The sequence below is a fragment of the Mycobacterium syngnathidarum genome, from assembly GCF_001942625.1.
In the GTDB taxonomy this organism is placed as follows: domain Bacteria; phylum Actinomycetota; class Actinomycetes; order Mycobacteriales; family Mycobacteriaceae; genus Mycobacterium; species Mycobacterium syngnathidarum.
In genome coordinates this window covers 339,054-352,995 of the sequence record NZ_MLCL01000029.1, presented here as the reverse complement: position 1 = coordinate 352,995, position 13,942 = coordinate 339,054, and the positions used below count along the sequence as shown (strand labels likewise).

Below are 13,942 nucleotides of genomic sequence, written 5' to 3'. Positions count from 1 at the left end.
CAGGTCACACCGCTTGCAGGGCGCGCATGAGATCCAGCAGGCCGCTGCCCTGGAATGCCGGGTCCCGGTTCAGCGAGGTCGCCGACTCGACGAAGATGCGCTTGATCGCCTCCGGTTCGCTGACGAACTCGCGCTGGACCGAGAGGAATGCGGCGATCGCACCGGATACGTGCGGTGCCGCCATGCTGGTTCCGCTTTCCTCGACGTAGACCGGCACGTCGTCGGCCACATCGATCTGATTGGTGACCTTGTCCCGGCGGCTCCCGGCTGCTGCCGACGTGATGCGTTCGCCGGGTGCGACCAGGTCCGGTTTCCGCCGACCGTCCCCGGTGGGGCCCCGCGAGGAAAAGTACGAGACGCCGAAGGTGTGCGGCGAACTCCGGTGGGTGGAGCCGACGGTGATCGCGCTCTCGGTGTTGCCCGGGTCGTTGATCGTCATGTCGGCGGTGAACTTGACCGAGTCCTTGCTGAATGCGGTATTCAGTGACACGTAGCCGGAATTGCCCGCGGCCACGACCACCACCACACCTGAGCGCACCGTCTTGTCGACCTCGATGCACATCGGGCTCTGACCGCAGGCGTACCACTCGGCGTCGAATTCGTAGCCGAGGCTGAGGTTTACCCCGTGAATCCGGGGCACCCGCTCACTGCCGGCGTTGAGTTTCCGAACGTAGGCCAACGCCTGCATCACCCGACTCACCCTGGAGGCCTCATCACCGCGGCCGAGCACCTTGAGGCTCACCAATTTGGCCTTCGGCGCCATCCCCGCCAGCCGCGACGGGTCGGCCACGGTGCGCGGCGCAGTGATCGGATCGCCCCCGTGCTCAGGGTCATTGAGCCGCTTCTCGACCACCACGACATCTTCGGGTTTGCGGTCCACCAACCCGCCGGCGATGATCGCGGCCACGTGCGTGCCGTGCCCGTCGGTGTCGGTCAGCGGGGCATTGCCTCCGGTGAAGTCGTGATGCAGATCGACCACCGCCGGATCACTCAGGTTCTGATGCGCCGCGAAGTGCGCGTGCTTCTTGTCGATACCGGAATCGACTACAGCCCACACAATTCCCTCGCCGAAGCTGGCGAATGACCGCTGTGCGGCGATGGCCTTGATGGTGGCGGAGGAGGCATCGATCTGCGGGTGCACCTCGAAGTCCGGCCAGATCCGGTAGACCGCCCGTTCGGGCCAGGACTGCGGGACGGCGTCCGCGGAAACCAGCGACTTGATCTGGTCGGACGTGAGCTCACCGGCCATGAACTGGTCTGCCAGTGGCACGGGTGCCCCCGCCCCGCCGACCAGCTCCCACAACCGCACGATCCGCTCGATCGCGGCGGTAACCGACGGCTGAAAGGTCAGGTTGAACTCGATCATGATCGGTATCGGGGTGTCAGTGATCTCCCGTGCCATCGTCGTGCGCAACGGCGGTGTCACGACGCTGGCGAGAACCGGATCGTGTTTGGGCGGTTCGGTAGTCCCGACCTCCGTGGCCTGTGCGCCCTCGGGCGAGGGAGCGACGGCTCGCACCCGTGGCGCAGCCGCCCCCTCGGTTCGGTCCCGGGCACCCGCCACGGCATCGCGGCCCGCCGCGCTCAATCGCACCGCGTCGCCCTTGGCCGCCTTCGGCGCGATCAGCTTGCGCCTGCGCAGCATCGTGACGGCATCGTTAACCCGGTTGTGCCAGTAAGGATTGGCGTTCTCGTACTGCCGGTCGCGCTCGGTGAATGTCGAGGCGAACCTGGCAGCGACGGCCTCGGCCAACGACGTCAGGTCAGCAGTCGTGCCGCCCTTCAGATCCCCCAGCGCCGCCAGCACCCGATCTGCCCAGACATCCCCAGTTGAACTCACCGCGCTCCTCGGCACACTCCGCCACCACAGGTTTTCCTGTGTCGATTGATCGTCGCTCAGTCGAGCCCGGTGTACACGCGTATTCGACTACTCGAAGCTCACCGGGCCCGCACATTTCCGATCGAGTACTGCACTACTCATGTCATTTGCGCCCCGGTGCACAACAATCAACTCTGGTAGGCGGCACCCCATTCTCCCCGGAGGGAAACAACGAATGGTGACCACGGCGAGACAGGCTCCAGCGTTCATCGCCACGGTCTGGTCTCGGGCCCGGTCGGTGACGGTCGACGTTGCGGTCCGGGTCGCTCAGTACGTCGACCAGTCAGTGGGCTGGCCACGCCTGCCCAAGGTCATCGGCCTGGCCGTGCTCGTCGGACTCCGACACCAGCTACGGACGTCGAATCTGTATGCCGCCGAACCTGCCCCGGTCCCCCCGACCGGGCCGGTCGGTATCGGCAACTATCTGGGCGCCCGCACGCGTGACGGTTCCTACAACGACCTGAGCGAGCCAAGGATGGGTGCGGTGGGTTGCCGGTTCGGCCGCAACGTGCCACCCGAACATTCGTATCCCGAATCCGCCCAGCAGCTGCTCGATCCCAATCCGCGGTTGATCAGCCGCGCGCTGTTGACCCGCGACAGCTTCCAGCCGGCGACCACGCTGAATCTGCTGGCCGCGGCGTGGATTCAGTTCGAGGTGCACGACTGGTTCGCCCACGGTTCGGTTCCCACGCAGCCCTGGGTGGTGCCCCTGCTCGACGACGATCCGTGGCCTGAGCGGCCCATGCGGGTCGAGCGCACCCCACCCGATCCACACCCCAGTCCAGTCGGGCCTCCCACCTTCGTCACCCAGGAGTCGCACTGGTGGGACGCCTCCCAGATCTACGGGACCACACCGGCATTCGCCTGCGCCCTGCGCGCGCCCGACGGCGGCAAGCTACGCATCGACGAGTCCGGCCTACCGCCACCCGAGGTCGAGGCCACCGCAGACCTCACCGGTACGGCGGGGAGCTTCTGGGTGGGCCTGGCCCTGCTGCACTCGCTGTTCATGCGCGAGCACAACGCCATCTGCGACCACCTGGCCCGGAAATATCCCTACCTGACCGGCCAGCAGCTGTATGACAAGGCCCGCCTCGTAAATTCCGCGCTGATGGCCAAGATCCACACCGTGGACTGGACGCCGGCGATCATAGCGCACCCGACGACGGTGACCGCCATGCGCGTCAATTGGTTCGGGCTCCTCGGTGAGCGGTTGGGTCCCCGGTTTCGGCAGCGCTTCGGCCGGATCAGCACCAGCCCCCTGCTCCACGGCATCCCCGGCTCCCCGACCACACACCACGGCGTGCCGTATTCGTTGACCGAGGAGTTCGTTGCGGTGTACCGCATGCACCCGCTGATCCCCGACGAGTTCACCTTCCGCTCGCTGGCCGACGACCGCGTCACCGCACAGCACGAGCTGCCCGAGCTGACGGTGACCAATGTGCGCGCCCGGCTGGCGGAGAGCCCCATGGCGGACCTCTTCTACTCCTTCGGCCGGGCCCACCCCGGAGCGTTGTCGCTACACAACTTCCCGCGGCATCTGCAGCACCTGCACCGGGTCGACGGCACCCTGCTGGACCTCGCGACGATCGATCTGATCCGAGCCCGGGAGCGAGGTGTGCCGCGCTACAACCAGTTCCGGGAGCTGTTCCGGCTCAAGCCGGTCAAGACGTTCGAAGAGCTGACCGGTGAGACGGCGCTGGCGGCCGAGCTTCGCGAGGTCTACGACGACGACGTGGACCTCGTCGACCTGATGATCGGCCTGTACGCCGAACCCAAACCTCCCGGTTTCGGCTTCAGTGACACCGCATTCCGCGTCTTCATCTTGATGGCCACCCGCCGGCTGGAGAGCGACCGCTTTTTCACCACCGATTTCCGTGAAGAGACGTACACCGTCGCCGGAATGGCCTGGGTGCGGGACAACGACATGCGCTCGGTGTTGTTGCGCCACTTTCCCGAACTGTCCCCGGCCCTGACCGGCGTGGCCAACCCCTTCGCCCCCTGGAAAGTCGCCGCACCCCGCTGAATCAGAAAGGCATCCGTATGACCGCAGCCATGACCTCCGCCGACGTCCGTCGCATCGCCGAAACCCTCAACCCGGTCCGCTACCGCGACGACCTCGAGCGACCGAAGGCAGGCGAAGCCAAAGACATCGAAAAGATCGTCAAGGCACTTCGCAAGAACAACGAACGCGCCTACAAGAAGTTCAAGCACGGCCTGCGTGACGCCCACGCCAAGAGCCATGCCATCCTGCGCGGCGACCTCATCGTCAACCCGGACCTGCCCGAAGCGCTCTCCCAAGGGATGTTCGCGCAAGCACGCAGCTACCCGGTGATCGCCCGCATCTCGACCACCTCGGGGGTACTGCGCAGCGACCGGAACCGCGGCGTGCGCGGGCTCGGCATCAAGGCCATCGGCGTGCACGGGGCGCGGGCCATGAAGGACCCTGGCGACGAATCCAACGTGACGCAGGACTTCGTCCTGGTCACCCACGAGGAATTCCTGTTCGCCGACGCCCACGCGTACCGCACCCTGGGCATGCTGAGCGCCACCCTACTGGCCCGGTTGTCCGACGGCGCGCTGTGGGCAGGCAGCGAGCTGCTCGGCGCGCTCAAGAAAATCGGCCTGCCGATACCGCCGAATCTGGCCGTGTTCGTCGCCCCCAACCGCCCGATCCTGGGCGAGACGTTCTTCTCCTCCGCCCCGATTCGCTATGGCGACCATGTGGCCCGATTCAAATACGAACCCACCTCACCCGAGGCGAAAGCCCTTGCCGAGCAGACCCTTCCGCGAAACCCTGGACAGGACGAGCACCGCGATCTGATCATGGAGTTCTTCGAAAAGCACTCCGCGGAATACACATTCAGCGTGCAGCTGTGCCTGGATGAGGAGGAGATGCCCATCGAGGATGCCACGAAACCCTGGAAATCCCCGTACCTGCCGGTCGCCAAAGTCGTTTTTCCCCGCCAGAATCCGTACAGCGCACTGCGCCGCGCGTACGGCGACGACGTGTTGTCGTTCAACTCATGGCGCGGCCTGGAGGCCCACCGGCCGTTGGGATCCATCAACCGGCTGAAGCTCAAGGTGTACGAGGCGTCGAGCGACTTCCGGCATCAGATGAACCACATCGAGCGGCACGAGCCTGCCGACATCTCCGAGCTTCCGGATTGACGCCGGCGAACAGGAATTGCTTGCAATGGGAAGAACATTCACTGCCACCGCCGACAAACGCCGCTCCGTTGACCCCCTGTTCGGCAGCGTTGGCGGCCCCATGCCCCTAGACTCAGGGTTCATGCCTGGTCAGTGGCAGCTCTTGGACCGGCCCGCCGAGCACGAGGCCATACGGGCCGCCCTCAGCGGGACGGACAGCTGCGGAGTGGTCCTCGTCGGAGCGGCCGGAGTCGGCAAGACCACCCTGGCGCGCACGGTGACCGCATCGTTGAGCCGGAAGGTGCACTGGACCGCGTGCACCGAGTCGTCGCGCAGCATCCCCCTCGGCGCGTTCGCCCACTGGGTGTCGTCGTCGGGATCACGCGATCCCATCGCCCTCATCGGGTCGGCCCGTGAATCACTTGTGGCCGACGGCGACACCATTGTCGGGATCGACGACGCCCATTTGCTGGACCAACTCTCGGCGACACTGCTGCACCAAATCGCCGTCGAGCGCTCGGGCCACGTGGTGGCCACCGTGCGCAGCGGCGAACCGGTTCCCGATGCCGTCACCTCGCTGTGGAAAGACGGCTATCTAGAGCGCTTCGAGCTCAACCCGTTCACCAAACAACAGAGCATCGCGCTCATCGAAACCGTTCTGGGTGGAACGCTGGAGGGCCTCAGCGCCGACGTGATGTGGCAGACCTCCGGTGGCAATCCCCTGTTCCTGCGCAACATGGTCGAAGGCGCCGTCGACGCCGGCACGCTGACGAAGGTCAACGGGGTCTGGCAGTTTCGCGGCCCCACCGTCATACCCTCCGGGCTGATCGAATTGCTCGACGAACGGCTGGCGCACGCCGGCGAGGACGTCTTGCACGCACTGAAGCTCCTGTCGCTCTGCGAGCCACTCGATATCGATGCGCTGGCCGAACTGGCCGGCGAGGAGGCGGTGGACGGCGCCGAGATGCGCGGCCTGATCCGGATCGTCGCCGACGACGGTCAGATCAACGTCCGCTTCAGCCATCCGCTGTTCGGCGAGGCGGTGCGCCGTCGGGTCGGCACCGCGTCGGCCCGCAAGCTGCGCGGCCGGATCGCCAAGATTCTGCACGAGCGCAACCTCGACTCACCCGCCAGCCGAATCAAGTTGGCCGAGTTGGCTATCGAGAGCGACCAGGGCACCGACATCGAACTGCTGATCACCGCCGCAAAGGACGCAGTGTTCCTGTCCAACCTGCCGCTCGGAGAGAAGCTGGCCCGCGCGGCCTTCGATCACGGCGGCGGACTCAGCGCGGCCGCGCTACTGTCACGCGCGTTGTTGTGGCAGGGGCATCCGGCCCAGGCTGACAGCATCCTCGAGCAGTTCGCACCCGCCGACCTCAACGAGATGGAGCTCGTGCAGTGGGGCATTCCCCGGGTGTCCAACCTGTTCTGGTCCCAGGGCGATGTGACGCGCGCCAATCAGGTGCTCGCCCTCCTGCAAGAGCGGGTAACCCATCCCATCCTCAGGCTGGTCGTCGATGCGACAGGTGCCGGCATGGCGGTGCACCAGAACAAGATTGCCGAAGGCCTGGAGATCGCCGAGCGGGTGCTCGCCAACCCCGAGGCTCCGCGGCAGTCGGTGGATTTCGCGGCGTTCGCCGCCGGACTGTCGATGCCGCTCGTGGGCCGCGGCAACGACTTCCTGTCGATCGCGTCCCGGTGCCGGGCCGAGCGCAAGACCACCGACGGAATGATCCGGATCATGGTGTTCTACGGCGAGGTGCTGGCTCTGGCCTACACCGGTCAGCTCGAACTGGCTCAGCAGCGCGCCGCCGAATACGCCGAGTTCTCGTCGGCCGGCCAGTTCGCCGGCTGGGCCATCGCCAGGATCATGGACGGCGTGGCCGCCACCCACAGCGGCCGGTTCCAAGACGCCATCCGGTCGATCGAGCAGGCCCTGGCCGCGCTCAACGCGGAAAGCTCCCTGCCCTGGCAACTGCCCGGCCGGCTGCTGCTGGCGCGCGCCTACGCGGCGGTGGGCAATCCCGCCGACGCCGAACGGGTACTCGAGGACGCCAAGGAACACTCGGGCGAGTTCATGGCGCTCCACGAACCCCTCCGAATGGTCGCCAAGGCCTGGCTGGCTGCAGCCAAAGGCGGGCATCGCTCGGCGATCGATTTGGCCCGCGCCGCCGCCGATGCGGCACACTCTTCGGGCCAATATGCGGTCGAGGCCGAGGCGCTGCACAGCGCGGCCCGCTTCGGTGACCGCAGTGTGACCCGCCGGCTGCAGGATCTGGTCGACCGTGTGGCAGGGCCGCTGCCCGCTCTGTACGCGCGGCATGCCGCCGCGGTGGCCGCGGCCGACGCGAACGAGCTGGACAAAGTGTCCGCCGCGTTCGAGGAAGCCGGGTTGCTGTTGTCGGCTGCCGACTCCGCCGCCCAGGCGGTGCCCCTGCACGACAAAGCCGGACACCGCCGCAACAGCACCGAATCCGCCGCGCACGCACTGCAATTGGCATCCAAGTGTGGCGGTGCGGCCACCCCGGCCATCCGGTCGGCCGCTCGCCCGCTACCGGTGACCGGACGCGAACGCGAAGTGGCCGGCCTCGTTGCCCAGGGATTGTCGAACCGCGACATCGCCGAACGGCTGACGGTCTCGGTCCGCACGGTGGAGGGCCACATCTACCGTGCCTGCATCAAGCTCGGCGTGGCTGACCGAGATGAGCTGGCCAAGATCGTGTGGAACGACCTGGCTCGGTGAATCCACCGGGAGCTCAGTACACGTCGCGCACGTAGCGCTTCTGGGCGACCAGTTCTCGCTTGTAGTCCCGGACGGCGTCGTCGGACATCCCGCCGTGGGTCCGCAGGATCGTGGACAGCGTGGCGTCCACGTCCTTGGCCATCCGGCCGGCGTCACCGCAGACGTAGAAGTGGGCACCGTCGTCCAGCCAGCGCCACACCTCGGCTCCACGGTCGAGCAGCTTGTGCTGCACGTAGACCCGGTCGGGCTGATCTCGGGAGAACGCCAGATCCAGCCGGTTCAGAAATCCGTCGCTGACCATGTCCTCCAGGTCGTCGCGATAATAGAAGTTCTCGTTGCGGTGCTGATCGCCGAAGAACAACCAGTTCCGGCCACCGTGTCCCAATGCGCGACGCTCCTGAAGGAATCCCCGGAATGGGGCGATGCCGGTGCCCGGCCCGACCATGATCATCGGGGTATCCGCGTCCTCGGGCGGGCGGAAATGCGGTGAGCGCTGCAGGAATACCGGCGCCGCCGCGGCCCGGTCGGCCAGGAATGTCGAACACACCCCACCTCGGTGCGCGCCGCCCGGCCCTCGGTAGCGCACCACCGATACCGTGAGCTGAACCTCGTGCGGACTGACCAGCGGGCTTGACGAAATCGAATAACTGCGCGGGGTCAGCCGGACGAGAACCTCTTGCCACTGCTCGGGCTCGGCCCGCACCGCGAACTCCGTCACCACGTCGAGGCCGTTGCGGTTGCGCAGCCAGTTGCTGCGCCGCCCACCGGAATTGCGCAGGATCTTGGCCGCGGAGCGCTCGGTGCAGGAATCCGCCACGAACCGCAACAGGTCCGGCGTCACCCGGCAGATGTCGTACGACGAGATGAGGGCGTCGCGCAGCGACTGCTCCACACCGTCGACCTCGATCACCGAGTCCGGGTTGAGCGCGGTGGCCGCCAGCCAGGTGTCCACCACCTCCGGATCGTTGCACGCATAGACACCCAGCGAGTCACCGACCGAATAACTCACCTCGTACTCGGAGACGTCGAAACCGAACTGGCGCACCTCCTTGGCCGCGGTCGGTGTGGTCAACAGTTCATTGCGCGCCAGCGCGGCCAAGATCGGTTTGGCCCTGGTGAATTCGTCGGGTTCGGTGGGGATGACGGTGCGGATACCGCCGCCGATGACCGCCGGTACGGGCGCCGCACCGGTGAATGCCGTGGTGACCGTGTCGGCCCAGCGCCGCATCGGCTCGTCGTCGTAGGCCTCGCAGTCGGTGCGGTCGAGCAGTTTGGTGGCACCCAGATCTGCCAGCCGCTGATCCAGGGATTTGGCGTGCCCGCAGAAGTTGTCGTAGGACTTGTCGCCGATACCGAGCACCGCGTACCGCAGCCCGTGCAGCTGCGGGGCATCCGGGGCCTGCAGCCGGTTCCAGAAGTCGGCGCCGTTGTCCGGTGGCCCGCCGTCGCCGAACGTACTGGTGACAATGAGGATGTCTCGTGCGGCAGCCAGGTCGGCCAGGGCGAGGTCGTCCATGTTGACCAAGGAGGCCCCATCGATGCGACCCGCCAGTCCGGCTGCGAACTCCTCGGCGGTACCGGTCTGCGAGGCCCATAGCACCATTGGCCCACCCGGTACCGGCCGCCGGGCCGGCACACCGTCGCCGGCCCGCGAGTAGCGTCCGGCCAGCACCCCGTCCAGCCACAAGCGCACCCCGGCACTGACCGGCGCTGCGGCCGGGAGTACCGGTACGCCCACGGGCTCATCCGGCAGACCGGTGAAAAAACCTGCCAGGTAGATCTTTTCGTCTTGGCTGAGGGTCGGCTTGGGCACAGCGCCCAACCCCACCTCGGCTGCGAGCGGGTGCAACGCGGGCGAGCCGTCAACCGTGCGGACGGGACGCAGGCTCACCGCGCATACCTTGAACTCCGGTTGCAGCGCGTCCGGGTCGACCGCGTCGTTGGTCACGGCGTTGACAGTGAGGTATTCACCGTGTTCGTCGTTCCAGTGGAACGGCGCGAAGCAGTTGCCGGGGCGCACACGGTCCGACACCTTGGCGGGCAGCACGGCGCGACCGCGCCGGGACGTCAACTCGACCGGCTGCCCCTCGCCGATGTCGAGCTCCAGAGCGTCGAGCGGATGGATTTCGATGAACGGCGTGGGATTGAGCTTGTTGAGCTTGTCCACCTTGCCGGTCTTGGTCATGGTGTGCCATTGGTGTTGCAGCCGACCGGTGTTGAGCACCATCGGATAGTCGTCATCGGGTAGTTCGGCGGCGTCCATGTGCGGACGGGCGTGAAAGACGGCCCGCCGCGACGGCGTCGCGAAGGCCAGCCGGGGCCGGTGGCCGTCGGCGTCGACGAACAGGTCTTGGCTCACGCCGTCGTTGAGGTACCGGATGGGGTGACGATCATCCTCACCGCCGGGGTCACCGACGGGCGGGACCGGCCACTGCAGGGGCGTTCGACGCAGCCTGTCGTAGTCGGCGCCACGCAGGTCATATCCGGTCTTCGGATTGGCGAATCCGCGGATCTCGTCGAATATTTCGGCCGGGGATTGGTAGTCGAAGTGCTCGGCGAAGCCGAGCTGCGCCGCGACCTGGCAGATCAGCTGCCAGTCGGGCCGCGCCTGCCCGAGCGGGGCGACCGACGGAGACAGCAAGGTCAGGTTGCGCTCCGAATTGACCATGACGCCTTCGGCTTCCGCCCACAACGCCGCGGGCAGCACGATGTCGGCGTAGTGATTGGTCGCGGTAGACCGGTACGCGTCCTGGACGACAACGAGCTCCGCGGCTTCCAGACCGTTGATCACAGTCTTCCGGTTGGCCACGCTGGCAACCGGATTGGTGCAGATGATCCAGCACGCCTTGATCTGGCCCTGCTCCATCTGCTCGAACAGGCCGATGGTTCCCGGGCCCACATCGGAGCGGATGCTGCCGGGTTCGACGCCCCATCGGGTCTCGGCGAAGGTTCGGTCATCAGCGGCGAGGACCGACCTCTGACCGGGCAGTCCCGGCCCCATGTAACCCATTTCGCGTCCGCCCATCGCATTGGGCTGACCGGTCAGAGACATGGGCCCGCTGCCCTGGCGGCAGATCGCGCCCGTGGCCAGATGCAGGTTGCAGATCGCGTTGGTGTTCCAGGTGCCGTGGGTGCTCTGGTTGAGCCCCATGGTCCAGCAGCTCATCCACTCGCCGGCTTCGGCGATCATCGTTGCGGCGGTGCGGATGTCGGCTTCGGGGATGCCGGTGATCTCGGCGACCCGGGCCGGCGGGTAGTCGGCTAGAAGCCCCAGCAGTCCGTCCCATCCTTCGGTGTGCTCGGCGATGAACTCGTGGTCGATGGCACCGTTTTCCACCAACAGGTGCAGCAAGCCGTTGAGCAGGGCCAAATCGGTGCCCGGTTTGATCTGCAGGAACAGATCGGCACGTTCGGCGGTAGCGGTCCGGCGCGGGTCCACCACGATCAGCTTGGCGCCGGCCTTGAGCCGATCTGCCATGCGCAGGAACAGAATCGGATGGCAGTCGGCCATGTTCGCGCCGGTGACGAAGAACAGGTCGGCCCGGTCGAAGTCGGTGTAGGAACCCGGCGGACCATCCGATCCGAGCGACTGTTTGAAGCCCGTACCCGCGCTCGCCATGCACAGCCGTGAATTCGACTCGATGTGGACGGTACGCAGGAAGCCCTTGGCAAGCTTGGTGGCCAGGTACTGCGCCTCCAGTGTCATCTGGCCCGAGACATAGAGGGCAATGGCGTCGGGCCCGTGCTCGTCGACGATGGCCCGCAGCCGGCGCCCCGCCTCGGCGACCGCGTCGTCCACCGGCGTCGGTACCAGCTCATCGCCACGGGCCGGCCGCAGCAAAGCCGACGTGAGCCGGTCGTCGGCGGCGGCCATCATCTCGGCGTGCATCGCCCCCTTGGTGCACAACCGGCCGAAATTGGTGGGGTGCAGCTTGTCGCCGCTGACCCGGGCGATCACCGTGCGACCGTCATCGACCCTGGTAGTGACCTCGATACCGCATCCGACGCCACAGTACGAACACCCCGTTCGCTGTGTACTGTCCGGGCCAGAACCCAGGCCCGCGCCGTCCGCCATGCCCCCATCGTGTGGTGAGGGTGTTGTCGGATCTTTCCGGCGACGTTATCGCCACGAAAACTGATCCTCACGGGGCCCCTCGTCCCGTTGTGAGGACCATAATCCCAGGTCAGAGCGTAATAGTGAGGTGCTGGCCCGCCGGCCATCCCAGCTGGCGGTGATCTTGAGGGCAGCGTGAAGGTTCAAAAAGTAGACCTGAACTGCCGCCGTCGAAAAATACCGAAATAATGACGGTTGTGACACCGAAGGTTCTGTTCCTCCGCAACGACTGCACGGCCACCGAGGCCATGCTGGCCGACGCGTTCAGCGGATGCGGATTCGACATCGACACATTCGCGGTTGTGACGCCCGAGCGGGACGACCACCCGGCCGGTGAGGTGACCTTCCCCGACCCGACTCACTACGACGTGATCGTCCCGCTGGGGGCCCGCTGGGCGGTGTACGACGATGCACTGGTCGACACTTGGGTGGGAACCGAGATGGCGATGGTGCGTCGTGCTGTGGAGTCCGGGGTGGGTGTGCTCGGGGTGTGCTTCGGTGGACAACTCATCGCGCAAGCTCTCGGCGGAACAGTCGGCAGGTCCCCCGCGCCCGAGATCGGCTGGTACGACGTGGCCACCAGCGACGGGCAATTGGTCCCCGGTGGCCGATGGTTCCAGTGGCATTTCGACCGCTGGACCCTGCCTGCCGGGGCCACCGAGATCGCCCGCACGCCTGACGCCTCGCAAGCCTTCGTCCTGGGCACGGCGCTGGCGCTGCAGTTTCACCCCGAGCTCGACCTGGAACTGCTGGAAGTGTGGTTGACCCACGACCGCGACGGCTCGGTAGCCGGCATCGGCCGCAGCCATGATGAATTGCGCTTGCAAACAAAGGAATTCACCGACGACGCAGCAGCCCGGCTGCGGGCACTGGTCCGCGGCTTCCTGCACCGGGTGGCCCGGCCCAACCCTTCGACGTAGGCTGGCAGGAGACAGCAGAATCGTTGAGTGCCGGCAGCAGTCTGATGAACGCCTGGAGCCTTCGAACCAGCAGAGATCGCATCTACCAGGACCGCCACGAAGCAGGCCGGGTCCTGGCCGACCGACTGGTGTCCTATCGGGATCTGCCCGACGTGCTCGTCTTGGGCCTGGCCCGTGGCGGAGTCCCGATCGCCGCCGAAGTCGCCTCCCACCTCCACGCACCGCTGGATGTCTTCGTGGTCCGCAAGTTGGGCGTGCCGCAGTGGCAGGAGCTCGCCATGGGTGCGGTGGCCTCAGGAGGCGGTCTGGTGCTCAACGACGGCCTGGTGGCTCGCCTCGGCATTGACGAGGACACCATCGCCGAGACCATCCGATGCGAAACCGCCGAGATAGCGCGCCGGGAGCAGGCCTATCGCGAAGGGCGGCCGGCCCCTGATCTCGCCGGTAGAACGGTGATCCTGGTCGACGACGGGATCGCCACCGGAGCCACGATGCTGGCCGCGGTCCGCGCTGTCCGGGCGGCCAAGCGGGTGGTGGTGGCGGTGCCGGTCGGTCCGGCCACGCTGAGCAGCCAGCTACGGGATGAGGCCGACGAGGTGGTGTGTGCCAGCACCCCGGCCGTGTTCGACGCGGTGGGCCAGGCGTTCGTGGATTTCCATCAGGTCAGCGACGACGAGGTGCGCCGCCTACTGGCCCAGCCAACCGTCGGGCCAGGCCAGGACTAGTTCTTGTGCTGCTCTGCGGAGTCGTCGGCCTCGACGTCTGCATCCGCGGCGTCGGGCTCCACGGCGACGTCCGACTCGGGCTCGGCGACCACCTCGTCGGGATAGTCGACGGGCGCGTCCACTGCATCGAAGGTGTCCGTCGTCGCGGTCGCGTCAGCTTCAGGGGCGGAGCCGGAACCCGCCAAGGCGTCCTCGTCGTCGCCGGACTTCGTCCCGCGCGAGCGTTCCCGCAGTGCGTCGACGATCAACAGCAGCACACCGATCACGCTGGCGCCGATACAGACCCAGGCGATCAGCTCATTGCTGGTGACGACCGCGGTCACCAGCGCAGCCAGGCCGATGACGGCAAGCACGAGCGCAATGATCAACATCGTTCAACCCTAAGTGTGGTGGCCCCGGATCGGGCCGATTCCC

At 66.7% G+C, this 13,942-nt stretch carries 8 protein-coding genes; 5 read left to right on the top strand and 3 right to left on the bottom strand.

From position 1 onward, the window contains the following. Positions 1–4: 4 nt before the first annotated feature. On the bottom strand, positions 5–1,840 hold the full coding sequence (locus BKG60_RS09575; protein WP_075909607.1) for a S8 family peptidase: 1,836 nt from the start codon (positions 1,838–1,840) through the stop codon (positions 5–7). A gap of 214 nt (positions 1,841–2,054) precedes the next feature. Here BKG60_RS09575 and BKG60_RS09570 point away from each other — a divergent pair, with 214 nt between their 5' ends. The 3 genes from BKG60_RS09570 to BKG60_RS09560 all read left to right on the top strand — a co-directional run bounded on the left by BKG60_RS09570 (position 2,055) and on the right by BKG60_RS09560 (position 7,769). Further along, positions 2,055–3,902 carry a peroxidase family protein gene (locus BKG60_RS09570; protein WP_083650277.1) on the top strand — a complete coding sequence of 616 codons (1,848 nt, stop codon included), beginning with the start codon at positions 2,055–2,057 and terminating at the stop codon, positions 3,900–3,902. A gap of 29 nt (positions 3,903–3,931) precedes the next feature. Continuing rightward, entirely contained in the window at positions 3,932–5,047 is a 1,116-nt protein-coding gene (locus BKG60_RS09565; protein WP_070188805.1) for a catalase family protein, read from the top strand. A 121-nt stretch (positions 5,048–5,168) separates the two neighbouring features. Next, complete coding sequence (locus BKG60_RS09560; RefSeq protein ID WP_075909606.1) at positions 5,169–7,769, top strand: LuxR C-terminal-related transcriptional regulator; 2,601 nt, start codon at positions 5,169–5,171, stop codon at positions 7,767–7,769. 13 nt (positions 7,770–7,782) lie between these two features. Here the strand turns inward: BKG60_RS09560 and BKG60_RS09555 are convergent, their stop codons facing one another. Then, on the bottom strand, positions 7,783–11,844 hold the full coding sequence (locus tag BKG60_RS09555) for a bifunctional nitrate reductase/sulfite reductase flavoprotein subunit alpha (RefSeq protein ID WP_070188799.1): 4,062 nt from the start codon (positions 11,842–11,844) through the stop codon (positions 7,783–7,785). Positions 11,845–12,071: 227 nt separating this feature from the next. Between BKG60_RS09555 and BKG60_RS09550 the strand changes: the two genes are divergently transcribed. Together BKG60_RS09550 and BKG60_RS09545 are read left to right on the top strand one after the other, a co-directional pair. Further along, the gene (locus BKG60_RS09550; protein WP_255739215.1) at positions 12,072–12,803 is read left to right on the top strand and encodes a type 1 glutamine amidotransferase; all 732 of its coding nucleotides are present in this window, start codon (positions 12,072–12,074) and stop codon (positions 12,801–12,803) included. A 44-nt stretch (positions 12,804–12,847) separates the two neighbouring features. Next, positions 12,848–13,528 (top strand): phosphoribosyltransferase, encoded by a 681-nt coding sequence (locus BKG60_RS09545; RefSeq protein ID WP_070943307.1) that lies wholly within the window; start codon positions 12,848–12,850, stop codon positions 13,526–13,528. Here the strand turns inward: BKG60_RS09545 and BKG60_RS09540 are convergent. Next, complete coding sequence (locus BKG60_RS09540) at positions 13,525–13,899, bottom strand: hypothetical protein (RefSeq protein WP_070188797.1); 375 nt, start codon at positions 13,897–13,899, stop codon at positions 13,525–13,527. The two genes, BKG60_RS09545 and BKG60_RS09540, sit on opposite strands and share 4 nt — an antisense overlap. Between the last annotated feature and the right edge of the window lie 43 nt (positions 13,900–13,942).

Excerpts from the sequence above, each read along its gene's own strand:
- BKG60_RS09565 (WP_070188805.1), top strand. The coding sequence starts at position 3,932 with ATGACCTCCGCCGACGTCCGTCGCATCGCCGAAACCCTCAACCCGGTC.
- BKG60_RS09540 (WP_070188797.1), bottom strand. The coding sequence starts at position 13,899 with ATGTTGATCATTGCGCTCGTGCTTGCCGTCATCGGCCTGGCTGCGCTG.
- BKG60_RS09550 (WP_255739215.1), top strand. The coding sequence starts at position 12,072 with ATGACGGTTGTGACACCGAAGGTTCTGTTCCTCCGCAACGACTGCACG.
- BKG60_RS09555 (WP_070188799.1), bottom strand. The coding sequence starts at position 11,844 with ATGGCGGACGGCGCGGGCCTGGGTTCTGGCCCGGACAGTACACAGCGA.
- BKG60_RS09570 (WP_083650277.1), top strand. The coding sequence starts at position 2,055 with ATGGTGACCACGGCGAGACAGGCTCCAGCGTTCATCGCCACGGTCTGG.
- BKG60_RS09545 (WP_070943307.1), top strand. The coding sequence starts at position 12,848 with ATGAACGCCTGGAGCCTTCGAACCAGCAGAGATCGCATCTACCAGGAC.
- BKG60_RS09560 (WP_075909606.1), top strand. The coding sequence starts at position 5,169 with ATGCCTGGTCAGTGGCAGCTCTTGGACCGGCCCGCCGAGCACGAGGCC.